12 protein-coding genes are annotated in these 26511 nt (G+C 65.5%); 3 read left to right on the top strand and 9 right to left on the bottom strand.

From position 1 onward, the window contains the following. Positions 1-253 precede the first annotated feature (253 nt). From ACLJEU_RS21670 to ACLJEU_RS21645, 6 genes are all read right to left on the bottom strand, one after another. Positions 254-2659 carry a glycosyltransferase family protein gene (locus tag ACLJEU_RS21670; RefSeq protein ID WP_414663839.1) on the bottom strand — a complete coding sequence of 802 codons (2406 nt, stop codon included), beginning with the start codon at positions 2657-2659 and terminating at the stop codon, positions 254-256. Then, positions 2656-5364 (bottom strand): glycosyltransferase family 9 protein, encoded by a 2709-nt coding sequence (locus ACLJEU_RS21665; RefSeq protein ID WP_414663838.1) that lies wholly within the window; start codon positions 5362-5364, stop codon positions 2656-2658. The genes ACLJEU_RS21670 and ACLJEU_RS21665 overlap by 4 nt, the downstream gene beginning before the upstream one ends. After that, positions 5361-8591, bottom strand: a complete 3231-nt coding sequence (locus tag ACLJEU_RS21660) for a hypothetical protein (RefSeq protein ID WP_414663837.1) — start codon at positions 8589-8591, stop codon at positions 5361-5363. Before ACLJEU_RS21660 ends, ACLJEU_RS21665 begins: the two co-directional genes overlap by 4 nt. 22 nt (positions 8592-8613) lie before the next feature. Then, the gene (locus ACLJEU_RS21655) at positions 8614-9660 is read right to left on the bottom strand and encodes a hypothetical protein (protein WP_414663836.1); all 1047 of its coding nucleotides are present in this window, start codon (positions 9658-9660) and stop codon (positions 8614-8616) included. Positions 9661-9684: 24 nt separating this feature from the next. Continuing rightward, on the bottom strand, positions 9685-11469 hold the full coding sequence (locus ACLJEU_RS21650; RefSeq protein ID WP_414663835.1) for a ShlB/FhaC/HecB family hemolysin secretion/activation protein: 1785 nt from the start codon (positions 11467-11469) through the stop codon (positions 9685-9687). A 112-nt stretch (positions 11470-11581) separates the two neighbouring features. After that, positions 11582-14188: a tetratricopeptide repeat protein gene (locus ACLJEU_RS21645; RefSeq protein WP_414663834.1), complete on the bottom strand. Its 2607-nt coding sequence runs from the start codon at positions 14186-14188 to the stop codon at positions 11582-11584. Positions 14189-14447: 259 nt separating this feature from the next. Here ACLJEU_RS21645 and ACLJEU_RS21640 point away from each other — a divergent pair, with 259 nt between their 5' ends. From ACLJEU_RS21640 to ACLJEU_RS21630, 3 genes are all read left to right on the top strand, one after another. After that, positions 14448-16484, top strand: coding sequence for a tetratricopeptide repeat protein (locus ACLJEU_RS21640; RefSeq protein WP_414663833.1), 2037 nt, complete (start codon positions 14448-14450; stop codon positions 16482-16484). 215 nt (positions 16485-16699) lie between these two features. After that, on the top strand, positions 16700-21745 hold the full coding sequence (locus ACLJEU_RS21635) for a beta strand repeat-containing protein (protein ID WP_414663832.1): 5046 nt from the start codon (positions 16700-16702) through the stop codon (positions 21743-21745). Between the two features lie 103 nt (positions 21746-21848). Next, positions 21849-23183: an ABC transporter ATP-binding protein gene (locus ACLJEU_RS21630; protein WP_414663831.1), complete on the top strand. Its 1335-nt coding sequence runs from the start codon at positions 21849-21851 to the stop codon at positions 23181-23183. Between the two features lie 66 nt (positions 23184-23249). Here ACLJEU_RS21630 and ACLJEU_RS21625 read toward each other — a convergent pair whose 3' ends face one another. The 3 genes from ACLJEU_RS21625 to ACLJEU_RS21615 all read right to left on the bottom strand — a co-directional run bounded on the left by ACLJEU_RS21625 (position 23250) and on the right by ACLJEU_RS21615 (position 26386). After that, positions 23250-24095, bottom strand: a complete 846-nt coding sequence (locus ACLJEU_RS21625; protein ID WP_414663830.1) for an ABC transporter permease — start codon at positions 24093-24095, stop codon at positions 23250-23252. Between the two features lie 186 nt (positions 24096-24281). Continuing rightward, entirely contained in the window at positions 24282-25280 is a 999-nt protein-coding gene (locus ACLJEU_RS21620; RefSeq protein ID WP_414663829.1) for a hypothetical protein, read from the bottom strand. Then, on the bottom strand, positions 25277-26386 hold the full coding sequence (locus tag ACLJEU_RS21615) for a DegT/DnrJ/EryC1/StrS family aminotransferase (RefSeq protein WP_414663828.1): 1110 nt from the start codon (positions 26384-26386) through the stop codon (positions 25277-25279). The genes ACLJEU_RS21620 and ACLJEU_RS21615 overlap by 4 nt, the downstream gene beginning before the upstream one ends. Positions 26387-26511: the final 125 nt, after the last annotated feature.

Here is a 26511-nt window from a genome sequence, read left to right as displayed (position 1 = left end):
AAAGCGTGCCGCGCCCAGACCTGCAGCGCGGACTGCTTCCGGGCATCCAGATCCGGGAGGCAGGTAAACCACGAAGGCACAGAGGCACAGAGAAAATCCGCTGAGGGAATATTTCGCGCCATCGCGCGGTAGCCGCAGGGCTGAGTCCAATCCTTGCCGGGAGATTGGTCTCAGCCTCTGTGTCTCCGTGTCTTCGTGGTTCAAATCCAGGCAAAGGAAGGCTCATGGCTTCCTGGCTTCTGAATTCACCGCCTTACCGCTTCGCCAAGGGCAACTGCAGGTCTTCAAACACCGTGTGCTCGATCGTCAGTTCGCACGTGCTGCCGCCGATGGGGTTGCGGCCGACGAAGATCGTCTCCGGTGTGACGGGATAGGCGGCGGCGGGCTGCTCCCACACGGTGACGCCGTCGACCTTGACGAGCAGGATCGGGTTCGCTTCCGCGGTGGAGAGCGCCGGTACCCAGAATTCAACGACGCGCGTCTCGCCGGGGGCGGTGGGCACGGGCGGGGAAACGATCGTGGCGTCGCCCCAGTGATCGTAGCCGAAGGTGATCGTCCGGTTGTCGTGGACGCGGATGAAGAACAGATCGCCCGCCTTCGTCTGGCCGGTCGTGACCAGCGGATAGGCGCGTCCGACCATCTCCGGCTTGATGTCCACGCGCGCCCGGATGCCGGCGACGAGCGGTCGCGCGATTTCCGGCATGACGATGGGACGCACGGCCTCGATCGTGCCGGAGAAGCGCGCAAGATCGGGCGAAGTGGCGTCAGGGCCGATGGTCAGCTTTCCCGGGTACACGTCAAAGCCGACGACCGGCACATCCCAGAAGGGCACACCGTCAAACTGCGCGCGCAGCCGTCCTCGCACGCCGTTGAACTCGGCGTAGGGCCCGCCGATGCTGAGCCGCAGCGTGGCGCTCGCACCGGCCGGGGCGAAGACAGCGGGCGAATACGTGATCGTCTTGGGGCGCGCGCTCTCGCGGTAGCCGAAGCGGATTTTCCGGTCGTTGAGGGTGTCGACGAAGACGACGGCGGTTTGGCGGCCGTCGCGCTCAAGCGTCACGAGCACTTCCTGGCGCGGCGTGCGGTCGGCGGGCAGCGTGAACGCGATCTCCCGCGGGCCATACTCGGGCCAGCGTTGCTGTTGCAGCCAGTGCACCGGGCGATTGAGCGCGCGTGCCACCGGACGATAGGCGAGCGATGGTTCGCCGCGCACGAGGTCGTAGAAGTTGACGACGCCGGCCGCGGCCGTGAACGACGAGACGAGGGCCAGTCCGAGCGCCGCGGCGCGCCAGAGTCGGAGCGCGAAAGCGGTGCGCAGCTCGCGTTCACCCGCCAGCAGGCCCAGCGCCGCCAGCAGCATCACCCACGGCGTGAAGTCGACCATGTAACGAATGCACGAGCCGAAGAAAACGAGCAGAAGGGCCGCGTTGATCACGACCGCACCGATGAGCACACCGAGCGTCAGCCGGAGCGGTTCCGGCAGTGCGCGCCGAAAGCGACCGAGCAGCAATCCCGCGATCACGACGAAACTGAAGAGTGAAAACGGCAGGTTGGGCAGGAGTCCGAAGGTGTACTCGTGTCCGCCGTGACCGGGCGGCAGCGGCGGCAGCGCGATGCCGTTGACGAACGGGAACTGGCCGATCCAGCGGAGCGTCGAGAGAAAGTAGACGTGAAAGTTGAACGGCACGTAGCTCAGGCTGAAGTGCCGCGATTCGCTCTCGATTACCGACGTGAGTTGGTAGCGCAGGCCGAACTCCAGCGGGCTGCCGAACCGGGCGTAGTTGTAGGCGAGCAGGACCGCGACGATCAGGGTGCAGGGGATCGCGGCGCCTGTGAGCGCCCGCCAGGTGTAGCCGTTGCGACCGGCGATCCAGCCCGGTCGAAGCACCAGCGGCAGGGCGAAGAGCACGCTGCAGAGGAGATACGTGGGCCGCGACGCCACCGCGAGGCCGAGCATGAGGCCGCCGAGCGTGGCCCAGGCGGTGGCGCGCGACGACGAGTGCAGCGCGCGGCCGAGGCAGTACAGGGTTGCGGAGAAAAACGCGAAACCGCTCGCGCCGGAGAGTTCCCAGATGTGGGCGCGCCGCAGCAACGTCACCACCAGGCTGGCGCCGCCGAGGGCGATCAGCGCGGCGGTCATGGTGAGCAGGCCCGCGGCGGGAAAGTGGCGGCGTTGCAGAAAGAAAAAAAGGCCGAGCAGCGCGGCGTATCCGAAACTCGAGTATAGCCACACCGCATACGGCACGGGCAGATCGCTGCCGGTCACGAGGCTGAAGGGCAGGAGCAGGGTGACGACCGGCGCGGGGCCGAAATAGATGTAGTACTTGCCCTGGTAGAAACTGGCGTCGTGCAGCACGGCCACGCCGGGCCGGGCCTTGGGATCGTAGGGGTTGCGCGCCTGCAGGAGTCCGGCGGGAACTTCCTGATCGAGGTGGAGATGACCGTTGCGCAGGCCGCGGCTGAGCAGGTTGAAATGATCGGACTCGCGGCCGTGGATGCGCGGCGGCCCGCCCGGCGAGGTCATCGCCGTCCAGAAATAGTACGCGAGTGTCGCTATGATGATCAGGCCGAACCAGAGCCTGCGCAGCGTGGAAACGCCGGCGGTGTTACCCCCGCCGGGTGGCGCCATTTTCGGCGTGGCCTGCGGGGGTGAGTTCACCAGCGAATGCCGACTTCGTGGAGCCGCGCGGTGATCGCGCCCCAGAAGCGGGCGTGACGGGCGTGGCGGTTGATGGTCGCGAAATCATCCTGCCGTTCCCCGTGGAAACGGGTCCGGATCCGGCGCATCTCGTCGGCGCCCGTGGTGTGGATAGCCTGGGACGTCTTCTGTTCGGCGTGGACGCGGAACGCGCCGAGGAAGTACGGCACGCGCACCATCCGGCAGCCGGCCTGCTGGAAGCGGGCGAGCAGATCCCAGTCGAGGGCGAACTGGAAACTCGGATCGATGCCGCCGGCGAGGTCCCACGCGCGTTTGCGCCAGAACAGTGTCTCCTGCGGGACGTAGTCGATCCACTCGAGCGTTTCCCGGCGGTGGCGCGGCATGATCCAGCGACCGACGTCCCGATCCTCGTCGTCGATGATGATGCGATGACCGTAGATCACATCGACGTCCGGGTGCCGGGCAAAGTACTCGGCCGCGAAACGTAGCGAGCCGGGGGCGAGCAGATCGTCGGAGTTGAGCCAGGCCATGATGTCATCCGGGCCGAGCGCACCGTTCACGTGGGCGAAGCCACGGTGAATGGCGTCGGCCTGGCCCTTGTCCGGCACCGACTCCCAGTGGTGCAGCCGCGCGGCGTGGCTGGCAATGATGGCCGGGCTGCGGTCCCGGGAGCCGCCGTCCTGCACGACGTAAACGAGTTTCGGATACACCTGATCGAGGACGCTCCGCAGCGTGCGCTCGACAAAGCGTTCCTGGCCGTAGCTGGGCGTGACGACGGCGACCTGCGGGAGCGCGGCGTCGGGCAGGCGCGGGCCGGGCAGACGTTCGTCCCAGCGCAACGGCCGCGGCGCGTAGTGGCGCAGGATGCCGAGCTGCATCCAATAATCCCCTACAACGCGCTGGAAGCGCCACGTGTCGAACGGGCGCCAGACCTTTTCCCGCCACAGCACGGCGAGGGCGAGGCCGAGCTTGCGCAGCGCGGCGGTGAAGCCGTTGGACTCGGCGGCGAGGCGGGCGATGGCCTGGTCGCGGGCGGCGAGACCCTCGTGCAGCGATTGCAGCGCGATGTCCTTCTGCGCGAGCAACCGGCCGTAGGCCTTCGCCTGCTCGAGATCATGCAGGCCGCGGGCGCGGTTCTGGCCGGACGTCGTCAGCTCCTTGAGTTCGCCGTCCCGGTGCTTGAGCAGGGCCTCGATGTTGCGGATGTGCACCACGAGATCGGCGATGGTCTGGGCGGACTTCGCGGCGTCGGCCGGGAGCGCCTGGAGTGTTTTCTCGAGCACGGCCTTGTCGGCCTTGATCGCGGCGTTCTCCGCCTGAAAATTTCGGACGTGGCCGTCGAGGATGAAAATCGTCTTCTCCCGTTCGTCGCAGACGGATTTCAACGCCGCGATCTCGCCGTCCTTCTCCCGGGAGAGCGCGGTGAGTTCCTCGAGCTTGTGCTGGCGGGCGAGATGGCCGGCCTGGGTTTCGCGGTGACGACGTGCGACCTGGCCCATCAGCGTCTGCGTCTCGGCCGAGACGTGAGCGACGGTCATGACGCGAAACACGTTCGAGGCATCGAGCGCGTGATCGAGGGCGGCGCAAACGTCGGCCGTCGTGATCGCGCCGAGGCAGGGCGCATCGCCAAACGCGCAATCCCAGCCGCAGCCGAAACACGGCAACGGATGCACCACCGCGGCGCCGCGGCGGGCGGCGGGAATGAAACGCGGCCACGTGCCGCCGCCGAAAATGGCTACGACCGGGACGCCCACCGCTGCGGCGAGGTGCATCGCGCCGGTGTCGTTGCCGAGGAAGAGCGCGGCGTGCGCGAGCAGCGCGGCGAGTTCCGGCAGCGAGCCTTCGCGTCCGATCCAGAGCGCGGCGGCGGGCAGCGTCGCGGACGCACCGGTGCCAAGCTGCCGCAGCAGCGGATCGAGATATGCGCGCTCGGATTCGTGGCCGACGAGGACCACCGGCAGGCGGTAGTGCTCGCGCAGATACTGCAGGGCGGCGGCGAAGCGTTCGGCGGGCCAGGTCTTGAGCCGCACGTTGGCGAAGCCGGCGGCGGCGCACACGACGTAGCGACCGGCGGTGAGTCCGTGCTGCTGCAGAAATCCCGCGGTGAGCCCGAGCGTGGCGGCGTCGAGGGCTAGTGCCGGGGCGTTGCGTTCCACCGGCTGGCCGATCACGGCGTCGGCGAGCTGAAAATTGCTGCGCCAGTCGGGTTCGTCGGCCGCGACCGGAATCTGCTCGGCGAAAACGCGGTCGGCGTGCAAGCCGAGGGCGACGCGCAGCCGGGTGGCGAAGAATTCGTCGTCGCCGGAGGCACCGAGCGCCACGCGCCGGGCGTGCGGTGCGGCGGCGGCGAGCGCGACCTCGAGCCAGTTGCGGCGCGAGGTGGCGGCCGCCACAAGGTCGGGTTGCAGCGCCGTGACGAGCTCGCGCAGCCGGCCGACTTCGGCGGGATCCGCCTCCGGTCCCTGGGCAAACGGATCGAGCGTGGTCGTGAGCCACTCGATCGCGAGGTCGTTCGTGGAGCCGGTGGTCGGCACCAGCAGTGGCGCGAGGTCGAGGTACGCGCGGCGGATCAACACGCAGAAACGCGTGGACGGCCACGCGGCGCGCAGGCTCGCGAGCACCGGCGCGAACACGATCAGATCACCGAGCGTGTCGATCTTGAGAATGAGGGCAGCGCGGGGTGCCGGGGCGGTGGACGCGTTCACGGCTGGAGCGCGGGCTGCAGTTCCAACTGGACGAGGCGGCCGGAGCGGCGACGCGTGTCGGGGGCCGCGAGCGGAAAATCGTTGGCCGCTTCGAACCGCAGCGTGCGCGGCTTGGCCGAGGCCGGCAGGCGGACACGCATGGTGGCCGGACTGCCGGGCACGAGTTTCAGTGCGACGGGTGCGGACTGGCCGGGCCAGTGCGCGGTGACAGTCGTCTCCTTTGTGTCACTCCAACCTGGATACTCGAACGTCAGGATGATGTCGTGCGCGGACGGAAACGGCGGCAGCTGGATCGTGGCGGACTTGGCGAACCAGCCGTCCTGATCGATCCCGGTGGAGGCCAGGCGCGCGGAGGTGGTCTTGCCGAACTCGAAGAGGTGCGTCGGCAGCGAGGGAAACACTTCCATCCACTCGAGTTTGCCGCCGACGGGCCGGTCGTCGCCGCTCGGCAACGGCGCACTGGTGGTGAAACGCAGACCGATGCGCGCGGCGCGATCGCTGGAGCCCACCGGCAGCAGCCAGTCGAACGATCCGACGGCGGCGGGGACTTCGACGGTGCCGCTCGCGAGGGTGATTTGCAGTGTGCCGGCGCCGAAGTTGCCCTTGGCCATCTCCGGCACGAAGCCGCGGACGCGCACCCAGGCGTCGGGACCGCCGCCGCCGAGGATGAAATCGCTTTCCGGTGACAACCAGCCGTCCTCGTAGATGCCGGAAAATTCCAGGCCGCGCGCGAAGAGCAGATCATCAGGAAAGCGGGTGAGCTTTGAAGGCCGCTCGAGCGCGGCGGCCTGCGCGGCGGAGAGCGCGGAGATGTCGCGGCCGTACGCGACGAGCTTGCGCGAATCGAGCGGCACCTGAGGATGGTAAAGTGACTGCAGGCCGGTGCGCTTGATCGGGAACTGCACGGGCAGTTCGTTGAAATCGATCGCGATGTAGGCGGCGCCGTCGCGGAAGATCGGGCGAATCGGACCGACTATCCGGTTCACCGCGCCGTTGCCGGGAAACGCGAGCGGGACCGGTTTCGCGCCGAGGATCTTCGAGCCGGGCGACCACGACGTGTGGCCGCCGCCCATGAACGTCTTTGTCGCCGAGATGCGCAGGTAGAATTCTTCGTCGGGCTTTTCGACGCGCAGCAGCAGGAACTGCCCGAGGCCCGTGATGTCCTGGCGCGTCGTGTAGGGATCGGCCTCGGGCTGATAGATCGCGATGCGGTTGCGGTCACCGAGGTAGTAGTGGTTGCCGCGGCCCGTGTGCATGAACACGAGATGATTGTGGGCATCCGCGGCCGGGATGGCCTTGAAGAACGAAGCCGGCTTCACGCCCGGCGCGACCTCGAACTTGTTGAAGAGACCGAGCGACGGATCGAGCGTGAGATAGACGTCGGTCGAATCCTGCCGGTTGAAGTCGAGCGCCGGGGCGCGGAACGACGTCACTGACGGCGTGTTTTCAAACACCGTGTGCACGCGGATCGTGGCTTCGTCGCGTTTCGCGAGCATCGCGCGCGTGCGCAGGAGATCGGCGAAGCGCGGGTGGAAGCCGATCAGGGTGTCACCGAGGATCTCATACTCGATCGGCGCGATTTGCTGGTAATAATCGCGCGAGAGAAAACGCAAGTCGGTGCCCCGGGCCTCGAGCGCGGCGACCTTGGCGGCGACGAGGTTGTTGATGTCGGCGAGCAGGCGGGCGCGCGGGGGCGTGGCGGGCAGCTGCGTGCCGAGAATGGAGGCGAGTTTGGCCTCGGTGATGCCACCGGCCTTTTCGCCCTGGGAAACGCGGGTGTAGAACAACGCCGTGGGCGCGCAGCAGGCGAGGGCGACGAGCACGCCGAGCGGCGCGGTGACGCGTGACCAGGGTAGTCTGAGCAGCGCGACCGCGAGCGCGCCGGCGAGGGCGGGCTGCATGAACATCGCGATCTTGTAGAGGCCGAAATCGTTGCCCGAGCGCATCAGTTTGATCGCGAGGACGAATTGCACGAGCAGCAGCACGCCGATGGGCGCGGCGCGCCAGGATTCGCGGAGGGCGAAGACCAGCGCGATGACGATGGCCGCCAGTCCGCCGAGGATCGTGATCGAGGCGATGGGCTCGGCGAAATTGACCGACAGCGGCATCAGGCCGAACAGGTTCGCCAGGCCCGTCGGGATCATGAAATACGGGAACAGCGAGAGCGACAGGTCGACGCTCTTGAAGCCCGATCCCATCTGCAACATGATCGTGAATACGTACGACAGCGTGTTGTGGCGCAGCAGCAGGATGACGCCAAGCAGACCGTAGACGACCAGGGTGATGCGGAGCGTCGGTACGGCGCGTCGGCGCACGCCGTCAATGGTCGCGGCGATCACGGCCGTGAGCACGGCGAACGCGGTCACTTCCGGATAGAACACCGCGATGGCGGAACCGACGATTGCGAGGACCAGCACGTGCGGCACGATGCGTTTGCGGGCGGACGGAAGGCGGCCGGTGAGGATGGCCGTCACCGCCAGCAACAGGGCCAGCCCGCCCACCTGCGCGATCAGCTGATACAGCGTGCCGAGCATGAACAGCGGACTGATGGCGAGCAGGGCGCACGTGATCAGCGCCCGCCGCCGCCAGCGTCCGTGGTGCAGCACGAGCGCGGCCGTGGAAGCCAACTGGATCATCCCGAGCCCGATGATCACCGGCATGAAGATGCCGAGCGACTTGATGCCCGTGAGCGCTGCGACCCAGGCCAGGGTGAGCTCGCTGCCGAAACGCATCAGTCCCGGCACATGCATGAACCAGTAATACTGGGAGACGTCGGTGCCGCCGAGCTCCTCGAGCGTCGGGACGCGCCAGAAGCCGTAGTCCATGAAGCGTTCGGCGGCGAAGCAGTAGTTGACGTAGTCGTCGTTGACGTAGCTCAGCCAGCCGAAGCCGAAGCGAAGAAGCGGCCAGCCGGTCCAGAGGAGGGAAAACACCGCGACGGCAACGAACGGCGCGAGGGCCTTGAGGGGGAAAATCGGACGGCGCCAGACGAAGATGCCCGCGGCCGCGACGGCGAGCCCGAGGGTGAGCGGCCACGCAAAGGCCCGGACGGGCAGGCCGGCCTGGTTGAGCACCATGACTGCGAGCACGACGACGGCGAGGCCGGTGGCGGGGGCCAGCAGCCAGGCCCGGAGCACTCCGCCGCGCCATCCGCATAGCGCCAGCACTGCCCGGCCGAGTCCGGCCGTGAACAGGAGAAACGCAAAGGAGAGCGCGAGTGCCGCCATGAACCGTTCTGCCTACGCTACTTCAACGCCGGTGCGCAACTGCGGACCGCACGAAGGCCGCGCAGGAGGCCCAGGCGTGATCGGCGAGGGCGGTCGGTGGACGCTGCGGGCGGGCGGTGGCGAGCGCGTCCGCGGTGGTGCCCTCGCTGGCATCGGGGGCGATCACCGGGGTGCCCAGTTCGCGGGCGGCGGCGCGGAGTTTTTCGTTGGTGGTCACGACGAGGATCTTCGAGCCGGCCCACGCGCCTGCAAGCGCGGCGTGATAGCGTGACGTCACGAGCCATTCGCCTGAAGGCCAGAGCGTCATCACGGCGGGAAGCGCGGCTCCGGGTTGCTCCGGCGACACCAGTTGCCACCGCGTTCGCTCCGCGTCGGTCAGGGCGGCGTACAGCGCGCGTTCGGCGCCCGGAAGGTCGCGCGATTCCTGCGCGAGCCAGCAGTACTCGCTCGCGTGGAGGTGGCGTAGGGCGTCGAGGCAGGCCGTCTGCCCCGGCCATGGGCCGTAGTCAAAATTCGCCACGAGCGTCACCCGGCCGGCTTTCGCTGCTGGCAGCGGATACGTCCGAAAATACACGTGCGCGAGATCGGCGGACGGATCGATGGCGGGAGGCTTGGGCAGCAAACGCAGACGTTGGGCCGAAGCGGCGTCGCGCGTCCAGATGTGCGACGCCTGGCCGCAGAGCTGCTGGATTTCCGGGAGCTTCAGTTCGTCCGCGGACTGCACACCGACGCCGAGGAAGTACATTGGCCGGGCGTGACGCGTGCAGAGCCGGGCGTCGCCGATGAGATGGTCGACGAACCAGCGAGACAGGGCGCTTTGAAACGGAGAGCCGCCGAGGCCGAGCCAGACGTCGCAGGCGGCGATGCAGCGGCTGCGGGCGTCAGGATCGTACGGCTGCCAGTCGATCGTCGGGAAACGCTGCCGGAGCGGCGCGAGCGGGAACGGCACGCAGCAGCTGAACGTGGCGGACGGGGCGAGACTGCGCAGGGCCACCAGGAACCCGGCGAGCATGAAATCGTCGCCGAGGTTGCCTGCGCCGTAGAAGTGGTGACCGAGATGGATCCGCACCCGCAACGTGTGGGGCGAATCGCGTCAGAAGGCGAGCATGGCGCGGATGTGACCGCGCGAGCGTTCCTCGACGGGGTAGGGCAGGCGGTTGACCTGCCAGCCGTAGTCGGCGTTGAGCGAGAAATTCGTGGCCAGCGTCATGCGCAGGCCGAGACCGGCGCCGGCGAGGGCGACGCGTTTCGGGTCGATGGCGAACTTGTGGCGCACGGCGGTGTTGCCGCCGTCGAAGAAGCCGATGAAGCGGGTTTCGAGCGGACCGCGTGATTTCGACAGCTTGGGCAGCTGGAGTTTGATCGCGGGGGCGAGGAGTTCGTTGGAGAAGACGTAACCGTGATCGCCGGAGAAGATGTTCTCGTTGTAGCCGCGGACGCTCGAGGCGCCGCCGATGCTGAGCTGTTCGCTGGCCAGCAGATTGGCTTGTGAGACCTGGCCGGCACCGCGGGCAAAGAAGTCCCAGCCGGGAGCGAGATTCAGGAGCCGCTGGAAGGTAACGCCGCCGTAGATGTAGCGCGCCTTGGCCCCGAAACGGGCGCTATCGAGACGGCGGTCGAAGAGATTGGCGTCGAACGCCCGGTCGGAGTTCCGCGAATTGATGCCGCCGGGGCTCGCCGTCACCGTGGCGCCGAAGGCCCAGGCGCCGCGCTTGTCGCGACGCACGAGTGAACCGCCCAAGGTGAGCTGAAAGATGTCGGTCTTGGTCGCCTGGACCGAGGTGCCGCCGTACGCCAGGTTGTTGTTGCTCTCCTTGAAATTGATCGCGGCGTAGACATCGATGGGATTGTCGCCCGCGCGGACCGGAATGGAGTAGCGGAGATCGCTCGTGACCGTCTCGCCTTCCTGCACGAAGAGCCCTTCATAAAACTCGGGCCGGGCCTGGACGTAGGAGGCGCTGAACTGGAGGTAGTGGCGCCAGCGGAGCGGAATGCGGTAGTCGATGCCGTGCGCCTTGAAGAACTTCGGCTGATCCGTGGTGAGGAACTGGTACGAGGCCTGGTGATCGAGGCCCCAGAGATTCGCGTAGCTCACCGCCGCGGCGTAGCGACTCTTGCCGATGGCGACGTTGCCGGTGTTGTCGTAGCTGGTCACGACGCGCAGCGGCAATGCCTCCTTCACGGCGATGATGAGATCGGCTTCGCCGGTGTTCGGCACCGGTTCCAACTTCACTTGCACCCGGCGGTACGGGTTGTTGTTGGTCCAGCTGATGGCGCGATCGAGTTCACCGAATTGGACCATGCCGCCCTGCTCGATCCGGAGCTTCTCGCGGAGGAGCGATTCGCTGAACCAGCGCGCACCATCCATCTTGATGTTGCGAATTTTCCACCGCGTGGCGGCGGTCACGGGTTCGCTCTTCGTTCCCGTCAGGACGATCACCCGCAGGATGCCGGTTGAAATGTTCTGGTTGGGAATGATCGCCTGGGCCGCGGGATAGTCGAACTGGCGGAAGAAAAGCTCGATGACCTGGGCGATGGCGGCGAGCAGCCGTTCGTCGATGACCCGACCGTCGCCGATCGCGAGACGCCGGTTCAGCTCGGCCGCGTCCATGGGCGGCAGCGAGGGCGCGAGCACCACGAATTCACCGGCCGTCGGCGAGAATTTCTCCGCGGTTTCCACGCTTTCGGAAATCCAAATCTTTCTCAGCACGTGGCCCGCCACGGCCGGGGCCGCGGGTGCTGCCGGAGGGGCGGCGGTGGTGGCAGGAATTGCGGCCGGCGCATCCGAAGGGGTGGCTCCCAGCGCGGAAAGGCGGAGAAGCACACAGGTGCCCGCGGCGAGGCACGCAAGGCGACGGATACGGCTGAAGATGATCATCGGGCGAACGGAGACCTCTGGGTTTTTCAAATGTTCATTGCAACGTTGGACTGAACGCCGTTGCCGGCTGCGTCGCAGGTGGCGGACCCTCGTCGGGCCCGGCGCCACCGGCTCACTTGCGCAGCGGCTTCTGGGAGCGATAAAGCGCGATGCGCTCCTGGCTGTCGCGGAGCAACGCCGCTTCATTTCGAATCGTCGCGCTGGCGACCGCCTGATCCATGATGCTGAGCGCTTCCTGATAGCGTCCCAGTTCCGCCAGGGCGGCAGCCACGCCATTGAGGTAGGTCGCGGAATTCGGGTCGGTCTTCAGCGCCGCCTGAGCCAGCTCCAGCGCTTCGCGACCGTTGCGCACGTCGTCGAAGCTGCTGGTCGAAAGTATCCAGGCGAGGTAGATGGCGAGACTGGGGTGGAAGCCCTCCGCCAGTCCGGCGCGATAGAAACGGATCGCGTCGGCGTGGCGCTGCAGCCCGTAGAACAGGCCGGCACTGGCGATGTAGAGCGTCGTGCGATCGTTCGCCGGCGCGAGGCTGATGCCCTTGAAGAGGTGTTCCGCCGCCGCTTCGAAGTTCCGCCGCTGGATCAGCAGCTCGCCCTTGCGCAGCCAGGGTTCGTACGCCTGGGGCACCTGCTTGATGAGGGCATCAAGGGTGCGATCCGCATCGTCGATCGCCTCATTGGCGATTTGGGTCAGGGCCACATTATACATCGCCTGAAACACGTTTTGATCGAAGTTGACCTTGAAGAGCATGACGTTCGCGTTGAGCGAACGCAGATCATCCGGAATGCGATACGGAATCATCTGCAGCCACTGCGGCACCGTCCGGTCCATCAGCAGCTTCAAGCCGAAGCAGCTGCGCACCTCGTCGTTGGTCGCCTTCGGGTTGAGCAGGCGGAAATACTGTTCGATGAAATTCTCGTCGGCGACAATCGCCACGTGAGTCACGCCGTGCACTTTGATCAACCTGGCCGCTTCGGCTTCGGTCCGCGCACCGAGGATCGCCGCAGCTGCCTTCAGACCGCTGGTGTTCTCCCAATAAAGCGTGCCGAGGGTTTTGAAGCGGCCGTAGTAGCCGATGCCCGTCGATGCGTTGGGGCTGCTGAGCAGCGTGATCTCGCCGGTCGGTTGGGAGTTGCGCAGGGCGGCGGCGATGTCGCGGTTCAGTGCCGCGCCCGCATCGCGCGGAGCCACGCGGCGCGCTGCGACGTCGGCGCGCGAGCTGTACAGGCGCAGCAGGGAAGTCGGCACATAGAGCACGCCGACCATCGCCAGCGCGGCGGTCCAGCGGACCCACGCCCGCGATCGGGTTGTCCAGATGGCCAGCAGAAGCAATCCCAGGGAAATCTGAATGCCGGTCGAATTCAGCAGCCAGCGTGACTGCCACCACGCCATCGCCATGAAGAAGAAGGTGGCAATGGTTGCGAACCAGAGGACGATCGGGTTCTCCCGGCGTCGGAAGCTCAGCGTGGCCACGCCCAGGAGGAGCGGCACGTTTGCGACCACCACAAGTTGAAACACCCCTTTGGCGTCGAAGATCCGGAGCGTTCGCCAGAGCGGCAGGAACTCCTGGATGTAGTCGCTGTGCAACCGGGCCATGAACGGGTCGATGAACGCTATCACTTTCGCTCCGCCGACGATCATCGTGACCGGCGCGACGGCGACGGCCAGCAGGGGCCAGATCAGGACCTTCAGGTTCGTCCAGCGTTCGCCGGCGGGGCGAAGGGAACGCTCGCTGATTTCCGCGATGAGTTCGCCGGCACCGAACCACGCGAGCGCGTGAAACGGATGATTCGGCTCCAGCCGCACCCCGAGGTGAAACGGGAAGTACTCCAGCAGATAGAAAAACAAACTCACGGCGCCGCCGACGCGACCCCAGTGCCGCCAAACCTGCGGATCGAAACGCGATCCCTGCTCAAGCGCGGCCTTGCCGTGCAGCAGCGTGGCCAGGAGCCCGGCGATGCCAACGATGGCGATGGGCGGAATGGTCGACGCTGCGCTCACCCAGAGTCCACAGGCGCCACAGATGGCGGAAAATCCCGCCGCCTTGCGGGCGCGGGCGGGTGAGTCCGCCAGGATGTGAACCGGGCTTTCCCCCGGTTCCTGCCACCAGCCTCCGCCCATGCACACGGCGCCAAACACCATGCCCAGAACGGCGACCGTGAGCAGGCCGTGGTGATCGACGTAGCTCGGAAAGAAGCCCTCAAAAATGCGATCGTGACACCCCATGGCCACGGCCACCACGACGCCGGCGATCAGGCCGGCATGCCGCGTGGCCCAGGAGGAAATGATCACGACCAGGGCAAACAGCGTGAATGGGGTCAGCCAGATCGTGGCCTTTTCCACCGACGCCGTGATCGGCTGTCCCGTGAACAGGTGGTGGATTTTTCCGGCGCCTGCGATCGCCCAGGCCCAAGCTGAGTTCCAGTGCACCTCGCGTCCCGCCGGGGCATTGTCGATGGTCGTGTAGCGCAGCTGGATTTGATCCCCTTCAATGAGCGTGAGAGCGTGGCGAACCCAGACTTGGGCATCGGCCGCGAAAGCCGGGTAAGCCTGCATCAAAGGTGCGGAAGCGGGAGCGCCGCCCCGGGAACCCAGCTGGCCCACCACGTCGAGGTAGTCGCGGATGATGCGAGCCTGGGAAAAAAGTGCTGCGCCAATCAGGGTCCAGACGCCGACGAGTACCAACCAGCGCGTGCGATAACTTTCTTGACTGAGTTGCATGTAGGAAAGGCTGCGAAGCGCGTGAAAAAAGGAGGCAGCGAGCGGATCGCAGAGGGCGTCAGGCGTGGAGAGTGGCGGTTGTCACGGAGAAATGCGCCCTCGGGTTGAATCGAGCGCCCGGGAATTGCCGAGCGAAAAACGCGCCGGGGATCATTTTGAGCCGGCGGAGATTCCTCGCCAGCGACCCGCTGGCGGCACTTTCGAGACTGGCGCTCATCGCGCAGGCCGCTCAGATATCGGTGAAGAACCACTTCTCCCGTTGTCTGATACTCGAAGTTCCCTTCCGTGGGCCGGCACTCTGGTCGTCATCGCCGCCGTGCTGGCCTACCACAACAGCCTGCACGGGCCGCTGGTGTTGGACGACTCGCTGGCGATCACAAATAATCCGTCGATCCGCAGCCTGTGGCCGCTGGGTCCGGTGTTTTCACCTCCCGCTGAATGTACGGTGGCCGGACGTCCCGTAGCCAACCTGACGTTCGCGTTGAACTACGCCGTGGGCGGCACCGGGGTGTGGGGTTATCACGCGGTGAATCTCGGGCTGCACGCCCTGTCGGCGCTCCTCCTGTTCGGCGTCGTGCGACGGACGTTTCTCCTGCTCGGGTCGCACGCCAGCCCGGCGTCCGTGACGACACGGCGGGTGGCCATGCAGGCCTTGCCGCTGGCGGCCCTCGCCGCCGCCCTCTGGGCCGTCCACCCGCTGCTGAGCGCGGCGGTGAGCTACATCTCGCAGCGCACCGAGCTGCTGATGGCGTTTTTCTACCTCGCGACGGTCTATGCCTTCATTCGCGGGGCGACATCCGGCGGCCGGCAGTGGTGGGTGCTTTCAGTCGTCGCCTGCTGGCTGGGAATCGGAAGCAAGGAGGGCATGGTGACCGCGCCCTTGCTCGTCTTGCTCTTTGATGCGTGTTTTGTGGCGGGTTCCTTCAAGGCCGCGCTGCTGCGGCGACGTTGGTATTACGCCGGACTGGCCGCCTCCTGGGGTTGGCTGGCGCTCCTGATGGCAGGCCTGTCGCATCGCGAAGTGGGATTCGGCCTTGGCATCACGTGGTGGCGCTACGCCCTGACCGAATGCGAGGCCGTTCTGACCTACCTCAAGCTGATCGTCTGGCCGTCGCCCTTGATCTTCGACTACGGTCCGCTGGCTCCTGTTTCGTTCGGTCGGACGGCGGCCTTTGTCGCCGGGTTAAGCGCATGGGTCGCCGGGACCGGCTATTGTTTTTGGCGAGCGCCACGCCTCGGGTTTGCCCTGGTGGCGTTTTTGGTGGTGTTGGCCCCGACGTCGACCGTCGTGCCGATTGCGACCCAGCCGATCGCCGAAAATCGCGTCTATCTGGCGTCAGCCCCGCTGGTGGTGCTGCTCGTGGTCACCGGTTTCACGCTGTTGGGCCGGGGAATCTGGCTGCTAGGGCTGACGGCCGGCCTCGCGCTGCTGGGTACGACGTACCGCCGCAACGAAATCTTCCGCGACCGGGTTCGGCTCTGGGAGGATAACGCCGCCAAGCGGCCCCTCAACCCGCGGTCCTTCGCGAATCTTGGGGAGGCTGCCGTTGAGGCGGGCAACCTCTTGCTCGCCCGCCAACGCTTCGAACAGGCGCTCGCCCTGCGGCCGGAATTCGCCGAGGCGCGCAACAACCTGGGGATTGTGTTTCACCGCCTGGGCCAGGCGGACCTCGCCGTCCAGTCCTTCAACGAGGCGCTGCGCCTCAAGCCGGATTTCATTTCTGCGCTCAGCAACCTGGGCAACGCTCTCCTTCAGGCCGGAAAGCCGGCGGAGGCGCAGGTCCGGTTCGAGCAGGCGCTCACCCTGGCCGGCGAAGGTCATCGCCTGGCTCCCGACCTGCCGGCGATTCACAACAGCGCGGGGAACGCGCTCCTTTACCAAGGCAGGTTTGCCGAGGCGTTGGGGCATTACGATACGGCGGCGTCGCTCGTGGCGGCCTACCCCGAGGCAGAGATGAACGCCGGGGTGGCGTTGCGGTTGCTGGGTCGGTTGCCCGACGCGCGCACGCGACTGGAACGGGCGATCTCACTCCAGCCGAACTACCCCGAGGCGCACTTTAACATCGCGATTACACTCGTCCAAATGGGTGACACCGCCCGGGGCCAATTACACTTGGAGGAGGCGGTGCGGCAGAAGCCGGACTTCGTTCAGGCCCTGCAGGCGCTGGGCGACCTGGCCGTGCAGCAGGGGAGGCGCGAGGCCGCCCACGCCCACTATCGCGCCGCCCTCGAACTCCAGCCCGGTGACGCGGGCCTGCGCCAACGCTGGCAGCTGACCGCTCCCGGGAGTCGTTGAATCGGTCTGCAGTGACGGGACGAGTCAGCTGCGCAACTGTCGAACGGGGGTTGGGAGATGATCAGGACCGGGCCGCTTTCCTTGGCCTCGAAGTGGGAAAAATCACCCAAATCCGCCCATTGATCACGGGCAAATTCTCCTTGCCTGTGCCCCGGTTTCTTCCATCAGCTGGTTATGTTAGGCGTAATCAAGTCACAAACTGCTTAGCTATAAAAATGAAAAAAGCACCTCCTGTTAGGTTATCACTTCGCAAGCTCATGGTTGCGATGTTGGCTGTAGGGCCAATTGCAATACTGCCGAGCCCGCTGCTGGCAGCGATCCCGACCAATGCCCCTTTTACGGTGACCAATGGTACCGCGACTTGGGTTGGCTCGGGCACCTTGGCGAACATCACGGCATCCGATCGCTCGGTGCTGGTCTGGAACGGTAGTTCCTTCAATATCGCCGCTGGCGAAATCTTCAGCTTCCAAGTCGCCGGTGGTTCCGTCCTGAACAAGGTCGGCTACGATACGACGACCGGCGCTCTCGGTACTCCCGCAGATGCCGTGATCAATGGAACGCTCACGGGCACGGGCCGCGTGTTCATTCTGGCGAACGGAAACATCCTGGTCGGTGGTGGTGCTAGCATCCAGTCGACCGGCGGTGTGTTTCTTTCGACCCTCTCCGAAGCCGACACCTTCAGCTTTACCACCTCTGGCAATCTCAATCTGACCGGTTCCAATCTCGGCAGCATCGTGCTGGGTAACAACACGACCCTCGCTAACGTGATCGGTAACGTGAGCGCCTACAGCTCGACCGTCACCGCGAACACCCTGACGGTTAATGGCGACATGATCGTCAACACCGCCAGCGGAACCAACGGCGCCGTCCTCACGGGCACCGGTGGTGCGACGACGGTGACGGGCAATTTGTCGGTCACGACGAATGGTGCCATCACCCAGAATGCCACGACGGGCGTCCTCGTTGTTAGCAACACGGCTAACTTCAACACGAGCAACTCGACGGCCGGCAGCGTGACCCTCACGAACCCGAATAACAATTTCGGCACCGTGACCGTCAACGCCGTTGGCAACCCGACGGCTGCCGGTGCGAATGTTTCCCTGACCGATGTCAGCGGCATCATTCTCGGCACGTCGGCCATCAGCGGAAATCTCACGGTCAACGCCAATGGTAACATCACCACGAGCGGCGCCGTTTCCCTGACCAACACGAACGGCAACAAGGTTGTCAGCCTGACGACCACGCCCAACACCGGACTGATCAATTTCGGCACCGGCAGCAACCTCAACAACAACACGATCAACGCCAGCGCGTTTGGCAACAGCGTCGTGGTTGATGTGGTGGGCAATGCCACCATCGGCAATCTCGCCACGGGCGGCACGGTCGGTTCCCCGACCATCACCAACGCGGGCGCCGGCTATGTCGCGGCTCCCACCGTCACGGTCTCGAGCCCCGGTGTCACCGGCGCGACCGGCACGGCCACGGTTAACACCACCACGGGTGTTGTTACCGGCGTCTCGATCTCGGTTCCCGCGGGTCAGTTCCTCAGCGCGACCCCGACGACCATCACCCTCACGGGCGGCGGTAATGTCACTGCGACGGCCAATGCTTCCGTTGCGTCTGGCGCCATCACCTCCTTGGCGATCGCCACGGGCGGCTTGGGCTACACCTCGGCTCCGACCGTTGTCATTTCCGGCGGCGGCGGCACGGGTGCGACGGCTGACGCTGTCATCTCCGGTGGCGCTGTCACCGCGTTCATTCTGAACAACGCTGGTTCCGGTTACACCTCGGCCCCGACGATCACCCTCGTCGGTGGCGGTGCGAATCCGACCACGACCGCGACGGTCACCCAGAACGTCGTGGCGGCCAACAGCCCCATCACGGTCAATGCGACCGGCACGGCGACCATCGCGGGCAATCTCATTGCCAATGGTGCCAACATCACGGTGACCGCTCCGGTCATCGCCCAGGGTTCCAATTACATCGGTGCAGGAAACGGTGCCAATGTACTCACGATGAATGCCACGGCCGGCAATTTGACCGTCGGTAATCTCCGTGCCAACAGCGTCACGCTGACGGCCGGTGCGGGCAACATCTCCCAGACTGCCGGCACGATCACGACGCCCTCCACGACGTCGACGATCTCGGCGAGCGGCAACATTGCCCTCACGGGTAACAACGCGTTCGGCGGCTCGACCCTCGTCCTCACGGGCAACCAGGTCAGCGTCACGAACAGCGCGGCCCTCACGCTCTCGAACAGCACGTCGACGGGCAACATGACGATCAACACCACGCCGAGCACCTTCGGTGGTGGCGCGGTGACTCTCGGCGCGGGCATCGGCTCGGCCGCCAAGGGCGTCACGGTTGGCGGTGCGTTGAACATCTCCACCAACGGTTCGAACGTTTCGGACGACAACTATGCCGCCCAGAGCGTTCTCGGTGCGATCACGATCAACACCGCGGCGGCTGGCTACGGCGTGCTCTCCACGCTGAATGTCACCAATGGTGGCTCCGGCTACGTCAATGCTCCGCAGGTCACCGTTCTGAACGGTAGCGGCGCGACGGCGACCGCCTCGGTCTCCGGTGGCGTTGTCACGGGCTTCGCGGTTACGAGCGCTGGCACGGGTGGCTTCAATGCTGCTCCGACCCTGTCTCTCCTCGGTGGCGGTGCGCCGACCACGGCGGCCAGCTCCATCACGCCGGTTCTGACCTCCACGATCGTCACGTCCATCCCCGCCCCTGGCGTCGCTGGCGCTGGCTACGTGGTGGCTCCGACGGTCACGATCTCGGGCGGCGGCGGCTCGGGTGCCACGGCCACGGCTCAGATCAACTCCCTGACCGGCACGGTCACGGGCTTCACGATCACCAACGGCGGTATCGGCTACACCTCGGCTCCCACGGTCACCCTCCTCGGTGGCGGTAACCCGACGGCGGTGGCGACGAACTCCGGCACGATCGCCAACGGCGGCACGGTGAGCCTCACGGCTGCTACCGGTGCCTTCGGTGCTCGTACCACCTACGGCCAGTTCAACGTCACCTCGAACACCGTGACGATCAATGAAACCCAGACGATCAATCTGGGCAACATCTCGGCCAACTCGCTGACGGTGAACTCCACCGCCGCGAACATCGTGTTCACGGGTAACACGACGGCCAACACGGTGAGCGCCAACGCCAACGCGGGTGGCATTTCCCAGGTCGGCGCGCTTGCGATCGCCAGCACCTCGAACTTCCGTTCGGGTAACGCGTTCAGCACCGTGCTTGAAAATCCGTCCAACTCGTTCGGTGGCGCGGTCACCCTGACCCAGGGTCTCAACAACATCATCGTGTCCGGTTCCAACTTCTCGTTGGCCGCCGCGACGTGCTTGAGCGCCGCCAACGGCACCACGACGATCCGCACGGTCGACACGGTCAACAACACGATCACCATCCTCGGCGGCAACGCCAGTGGTACGACGGGTCTGACCGCCAACTCTGCCGGCAACATCGTTGTCAGCGGCGGTACGTTCCGTAACATGACCCTGACCGCGGCCAACAACATCACGCAGACGGCTGGTTTCGGCAGCAATGCCACGATCACGCTGCAGAGCGGTGGTAACGTTGTGCTGAACAACGCGAGCAACAACCTGACGACGGTTGTCCTCAACAACACGGTCGGTGACACGGCTGTCTTCGGTAACCGCAGCCTCACGGTCAGCGGCGTCACGGGTGGCAATCTCTCGGTTCGCGCCGGTGTCGCCAATGGCACCACGATCACGAGCTTCGCCAATCCGTGGAATCTCGTCTTGGGCAACATCGAAGCCAAGTCGATCTCGGCTGAGGCGCAGAACGGCACGGGCACGACGGCGTTCCTCACCAACGGTAACTCGGGCACCGTCACGCAGGTTGCCGGTTCGAAGCTCCGCGCCGAAAACGGTGCGTCGTTCACGACCACCAATGGCGACATCATCATCGCCAACAACGGTAACAACTTCGGCGCGGTCTCTCTGAGCACGCAGCCCGGTACCGGTTCGACGGCGAACATCACGTTCGTTGAAGACGCCACCCTGAAGGTGTCCTCCATCACGACGACCGGCAATTCCTCGATCACGAGCCGTTTCGGTTCCATCATCGAAGATTCGGCTGCCGCGGTGAACATCAACTCCACGGGTACGTCGACGGTTCTGAGCCTCAGCGCTCCGAGCGGCAGCGTCTCCCTCGGCGGTTTGACCAACAACAACACGACCTTCGGTAATGTTGTTGCTGCGAACATCACCGCTCTCGGTGCTGCGGCGATCAAGAGCTCGGGTAACATCACCCTCGGCTCGACCTCCGCCAACTCACTGTCGGTCATCTCGGGCAATCACATTGCTCAGAGCGCTCCGTTGAAGGTGTTCGCTTCGAGCTCCTTCAATGCGACCAACAGCATCACGCTGACGAATGCCGAAAACAACTTCGGCCCGGTGGCGCTGACCACCCAGTCCGCCAATCAGTCGATCGCCATCACGGAAGGCAGCTCGTTGAACCTCCGTACGGTGTCCTTCCCGGGCGCTGGCAACGGTACCTTCACCGCGACGAGCGTCTCTGGTGACATCATCGACACGGGATTGGGCGGCGTTAAGCCGGCCGGCACCGTGGTGTCCCCTGGCTCCGGCGTCATCACGCTAACGGCCGCGAACGGTAACATCATCCTCGATGACCCGACGACCGACCTCCCGAGCACGGCTGGTATCGTGTTCAACGGTAAGAACGTCACGCTGTCGGTCCTCGGTCAGCCGGGCTCCAACCTGGTGCTGGGCGCCGCCAACACGACGTCCTCTGCCTCGGGTAACCTCACGGCTACCTCTGCTCTCGGCAACATCGGTAACGCTGGCGCGATGAGCGTCTCCGGCACCGCGCTGTTCCAGACGGGCAATGGCAACATCACCATCGCTCAGCCCAATGTCGGCTTCGGTTCCCTCCGTTTCATCGGTAACCAGGTCAACATCTCGGAGAGCGGCAACATGGACATCCTGACGGGCTCTACCGCTTACGGTACCGCTCAGCTCGTGTCCGGTGGCAGCATTGCCGTCACCGACCAGGGTGGCGTCGTCAGCTTCGGCAACACCGTTGCCATGCAGGCTGCCGGTAACATCACGCTCACGAAGCTGCAGGCCGTCGGAACGATCGCTGTCACGGCGACCGGCACGAAGGACCTCAGCGCTCTGAGCCTCAGCGCGGACTTGAACAGCAAGACGCCTGTGTTCGGTGGTGCGGGTGCGAATGTCGACCCGAAGCCGTAATTTGATAGTTGTAGACTGATATTACGCCGCGAAGGGCGACCGGGAAACCGGTCGCCCTTTTTTTTTCTTGGTAAGTCCGACGCTTCGGCGTCTAACGGTGACTGTGGTCTCCGTCCCAGCACCCGCGCACTCGTCCACTGATTCGTCAAAGGAATCCCTCGCCATCGAGGTCGCCGGCCTCGGCAAGGTCTACCACCGCGACAGCTCGATCGGCTACTGGCTGTCCCGTGGACTCCTGAGTGCCGATTCCGCCCCCGAACGCTCGCCCGAGGGCTGCGTGGTGGCGCTGCAGGATGTCTCGTTTTCCGTGGCCCACGGGGCCTCGTTCGGCGTCATTGGCCGCAATGGTGCCGGCAAGAGCACGCTGCTGCAGATCCTCGCCGGGACGCTCCAACCGTCATCGGGTCGCCGCCAAGTGACGGGTCGCGTGACCGCACTTCTCGAGCTTGGCTCGGGTTTCAATCCCGAGTTTACCGGCCGCGAAAACATCTACCTGGCCGGTTCCATCCTGGGCATCAGTCGCCCGGAAATGAACGCCAAATTCGACGAGATCGTCCGCTTCGCGGACATCGGTTCGTTCATCGAGCAACCGGTAAAAACCTATTCCACCGGCATGATGATGCGCGTGGCGTTCGCCGTCGCGATTTCCGTCGAGCCCGAGGTGTTGATCATCGATGAGGCGCTCAGCGTGGGCGACATCCTGTTCCAGCAGAAATGCAGCCGCCGGCTCCACGAGCTCGTCGCCAAGGGCGTCACGCTGCTTGTCGTGACCCACGACCTGTCTTTCGTCCTGAGCATGTGCCAGCGCGCCCTCTGGCTCGATCAGGGCAGGGTGCGGTTTCTCGGCGAGGCCGGTGCCTGCGTGCGGGAGTACGTCGCCGCCATGGCCGCCATTTCAGGGAATGCTCCCGCACCCACTGACGACGTGAGCGCACTGGATACCGAACCGCTTCCGACCGCGCCGGAACTGGCGTTGAGCGACAAGGAGCGGCTGGGGGACGGAGGCGTGCGCATCGCTCGGGCCTGGCTGCTGCACGCGGACGGCGCGTTCGGCGCGACGTTTCGGAGCGGGGATTGGGCGGTCCTCGTCCTCTTGTTGCAGGCGAATCGGCCGGTGCGCGCGGTGAGCGGTGGCTGCGAGGTGCGAAACCGCCACGGCCAGGTGATTTTTGCGACCGGTCTCCGGGTGGCGCAGCGCTTGATCGCCGAGCTGCCCGCGGGCGGGACCTGTTTGGTGAAAATCCGTTTCCGACTCGAGCTGCAGGCCGGGCAATACACGGTCGACGTCGGTTGCGGGGCCGGAGCCGACGCGGACAACACGTGGGACCGGGTGCTGAACGCAGCGGTGCTCGAGATCTCCAATCCCGCCGATCAGGAAGTGATCCACGGCCTCGTCCGGCTGCCGTACGAGATCGCGATCGCCCGGCCGCAAGGATAGGGCCGGGAGCGCAGGCGTCCCGCCTGCTTCCGGAGAATGCAGGCGGGACGCCTGCGCTCCGGAGGCTCAGATCACCTCGGCGAACGATCGCCGCAGCAGGGCAAAGAAGATCGCGCCGCCGATAAAAACCGCCGCGCTGCTGGCGTAGGCATAGATCAGCCAGCCGGTGGGCATGGGCTGGTGCCAGAGGACCACGTGGCGCGCGATGTCGATGATCTGCAGGACCGGATTGAACTGCAGCACCTGCCACAAGGTGACCGACTGGTCTGTGATCCGATCGGCGGGAAACATCACCGCACTGGCAAACAGCAGCACCGTCACAACGAACGCGCTCAACTGACCGATATCGCGAATGAACACGCCCAACGCCGCGAGGAGCCACGCGGTGCCAAGCGACAGCAGCAACAGCGGCAGCACGAGCACCGGGAGCCACAGGAGATGCCACGTGATGCCGTCGGTGCTGAAGGCGCTGCCGACCACGACCAGCGAGAGGCTGACTCCGAGGTGAAACGCGGCCGCACCGATCTGCGCGACCGGCAGCACTTCGAGCGGAAACACCACTTTCTTCACGAAATTCGGGTTGCTGGTGATCAGCGCCGGGGCCCACGAGAGCGTTTCGGAGAACGCGTGAAACAGACTCAGCCCAAGAAACATCGCGAGCAGCACGTCGAACGCCGTTTCCGTCGGGATCCCCCGGAACTTCGTGCCGTACAGCACCCCGAAAACGACGTAGTAGAGCCCCAGCATCGTGAGCGGATTGATCAACGCCCACACCGCCCCGAGCCGGCTGCCCTTGTGCCGCAGCTCGATGTTGCGCCGGGTGAACTGGCGCACGAGTTCGCGCCGGCTCCAGAGCCCCGCCACCATCTGCAGCGGATCGACCACCAGTGACCTGAAAAGGGAGCGCGTCATGGATGGGCCTGGAAGCCTTGAGCACCCAACACTTGACGCCCAAAGACAAAGACTGAGCAGGAAACCATGAAACCCGGAGAAATGCAGAAATGGAGTCCAGCCGTCAGGACCTTCCTGGCTTCATGGCTTCCTGCTTGGTCATGTTTCCTGGGGCTGTCGCGCTCGCCGCCGCGTTTCCCACTGGCCTTAACCACTGCTTGAAACCGGCTGAACCGTGGCCAGCACGTCGGCATGGGGCAGGAGGGAGAGGGCGCAGTATTCGTCATTGAGGCCGTGGCTGACCATCCAGCGAGCGCCGTCGTGCGCCGCACCACAAGGGTAAATTACTTCGCCCACCGCCGGGTTTAATCGCGCGTGCGTGCGCTGCCCGCCGAAGGGATTGCCCAGCGCCAACGGCCTCACCGGTCGCTTCGTCGGTGCAAAGGGATCCTGCGGCGCAAACGCGTACACGGCCGGCGCGTAGCGATAACCGTCCGCGCCATCGTGCACCGAATGACAGAACGACCAGCGCGCGCCCGCGAACTCGTACGAGGGTGCGCCGCCGCGCAGCCCGCCATGACACGCCGGGTAACCGGCGATCGACCACGCGGTCGTAACGCATTCCTCGAACAGGATGTCATTCTCGCCGTCGAGCGACGCCTGCAACACGCGGTGCGGCACCACGGAATAGACTGCCTGGCACGTCCCATTTTCGCCGGGAAAGAGGGTCCAGTTCTTCTCCAGTTTCTGCCGGTCGCCGCGCAGGAGCATTTCCCGCGGATGTCCGATCGGCTGCAGCGTGGACGAATCCAGTTCCTGCAGGAACTGGTAGTTCCGCGGCTCGTGCCAGCCCGAGTTCCAGTAGATAAAAACGCGGCCGTTGAGCTGATATAGCCGCGGATCGGCAAACCACCGCGTTGCAACCTCCGGATAACCCCCGTCCGGGCGGAAGCGCACCAGATCCGTAAGCGCGGTCGGTGACCCCGCCACGATCTGCAGTGAGTCATCGAGCTGGCACCACGCGATCCGACGCGCGCCATCCGCGCCGACGACCCGGTACGCCAGCACCCAGCCGCGGCCGTCGGGCGCGCGCAGCAGGCCCGGGTTGAAGGTCCGCACGGGTCCCTGGTCGAGGAATGTCCGCCACGACTCCGGCAGGAGCTGCGCCGGCTCGAAGACGATGCAGTCTCCGCGAAAGGTCGTCATCCCGCCTGAAAGAATGCCGTCACCTGCGCGCAGACGAACTCGACCTGCGCCGCCGTGACATGGGGACCGATCGGCAGGCTGAGGACTTGATCCGCGAGCGTTTCCGCGAGCGGGAAGTCTCCCCGTTTCCAGCCGGCACCCGCATACGCGCGCGAAAGATGCGGCGGCACCGGATAGTGGATCTGCGTGCCCACGCCGTGGGCCGTGAGATGCTGCTGGAGCGCGTTGCGCCGGCTCGTGCGAATCACGAACAGATGCCAGACGGGGCTCGCCCACGCGGGGACGAACGGCAGGACGAGATCGCCGACGCCACCGAGTCGCGCTTGATAGAGTTCCGCGAGCGCACTGCGCCGCGCGTTCCATTCTGCCAGCCGCGGCAGTTTCGCGCGCAGGAACGCCGCCTGCAGTTCGCTGAGTCGTGAGTTCAGTCCGAGGTATTCGTTTTGGTAACGGACCTTCGAGCCGTAGTTGCGCAGATGACGGAGCTTGTCGGCGAGAGCGTCGTCCGACGTTGTGACCGCGCCGGCATCGGCCATCGCACCGAGATTCTTGCTCGGGTAAAAACTCACGCCCGCGGCACCGCCGAGTGCGCCGGCGTCCCGGCCGTGACACCGCGCGCCGTGTGACTGGGCCGCGTCTTCGAGCACAAACAACCCGTGCTGGCTCGCGACGGCGTTGATCGCGTTCATGTCCGCCGTCTGGCCGTAAAGGTGAATGGGCAGGATCGCCTTCGTCCGCGGCGTGATCGCTGCGGCAACCTGGGCGGCGTCGAGATTGTACGTTCGCGGATCGGATTCGCAGGGGACGGGCGTGGCGCCGACATGCGTCACGGCCAGCCAGGTCGCGATGTAGCCATGGGACGGAACGATCACTTCGTCGCCCGGGCCGATGCCCAGCGCCATCAGCACGAGTTGCATGGCTTCGAGGCCGTTGGCCACGCCGATGCAGTGTTTCACGCCGACGCTGGCGGCGTACTCGGCTTCGAACGCCTCAAGCTCGCGGCCGAGCAGCAGCCAGCCCGAGTCCATGACGCGCTGATACGCGGCGTCGAGTTCGGGGCGGAGCTCCTCGTAGGCGGGTTTGAGGTCGAGAATCGGGACGTTCATGTCAGCTGATACCGGCGGAAGAGCTCCCGCGAATCACGCGAAGCAACGCGAATTTCACCGGCAGAGTTAGATCCGATCGCTCCAGCCGATTCCCACCACTAAACGAGTGCTCGTTTTTATTTGGT

Origin of the sequence: Terrisphaera buseokensis, assembly GCF_047521145.2 — a bacterium.
GTDB lineage: Bacteria > Verrucomicrobiota > Verrucomicrobiia > Opitutales > Opitutaceae > ER46.
Note: the sequence above shows the minus strand (reverse complement) of the source record. Positions and strands in the feature narration are given on the sequence as shown.

Excerpts from the sequence above, each read along its gene's own strand:
- ACLJEU_RS21660 (WP_414663837.1), bottom strand. The coding sequence starts at position 8,591 with ATGGCGGCACTCGCGCTCTCCTTTGCGTTTCTCCTGTTCACGGCCGGA.
- ACLJEU_RS21650 (WP_414663835.1), bottom strand. The coding sequence starts at position 11,469 with ATGATCATCTTCAGCCGTATCCGTCGCCTTGCGTGCCTCGCCGCGGGC.
- ACLJEU_RS21645 (WP_414663834.1), bottom strand. The coding sequence starts at position 14,188 with ATGCAACTCAGTCAAGAAAGTTATCGCACGCGCTGGTTGGTACTCGTC.
- ACLJEU_RS21635 (WP_414663832.1), top strand. The coding sequence starts at position 16,700 with ATGAAAAAAGCACCTCCTGTTAGGTTATCACTTCGCAAGCTCATGGTT.
- ACLJEU_RS21625 (WP_414663830.1), bottom strand. The coding sequence starts at position 24,095 with ATGACGCGCTCCCTTTTCAGGTCACTGGTGGTCGATCCGCTGCAGATG.
- ACLJEU_RS21620 (WP_414663829.1), bottom strand. The coding sequence starts at position 25,280 with ATGACGACCTTTCGCGGAGACTGCATCGTCTTCGAGCCGGCGCAGCTC.
- ACLJEU_RS21615 (WP_414663828.1), bottom strand. The coding sequence starts at position 26,386 with ATGAACGTCCCGATTCTCGACCTCAAACCCGCCTACGAGGAGCTCCGC.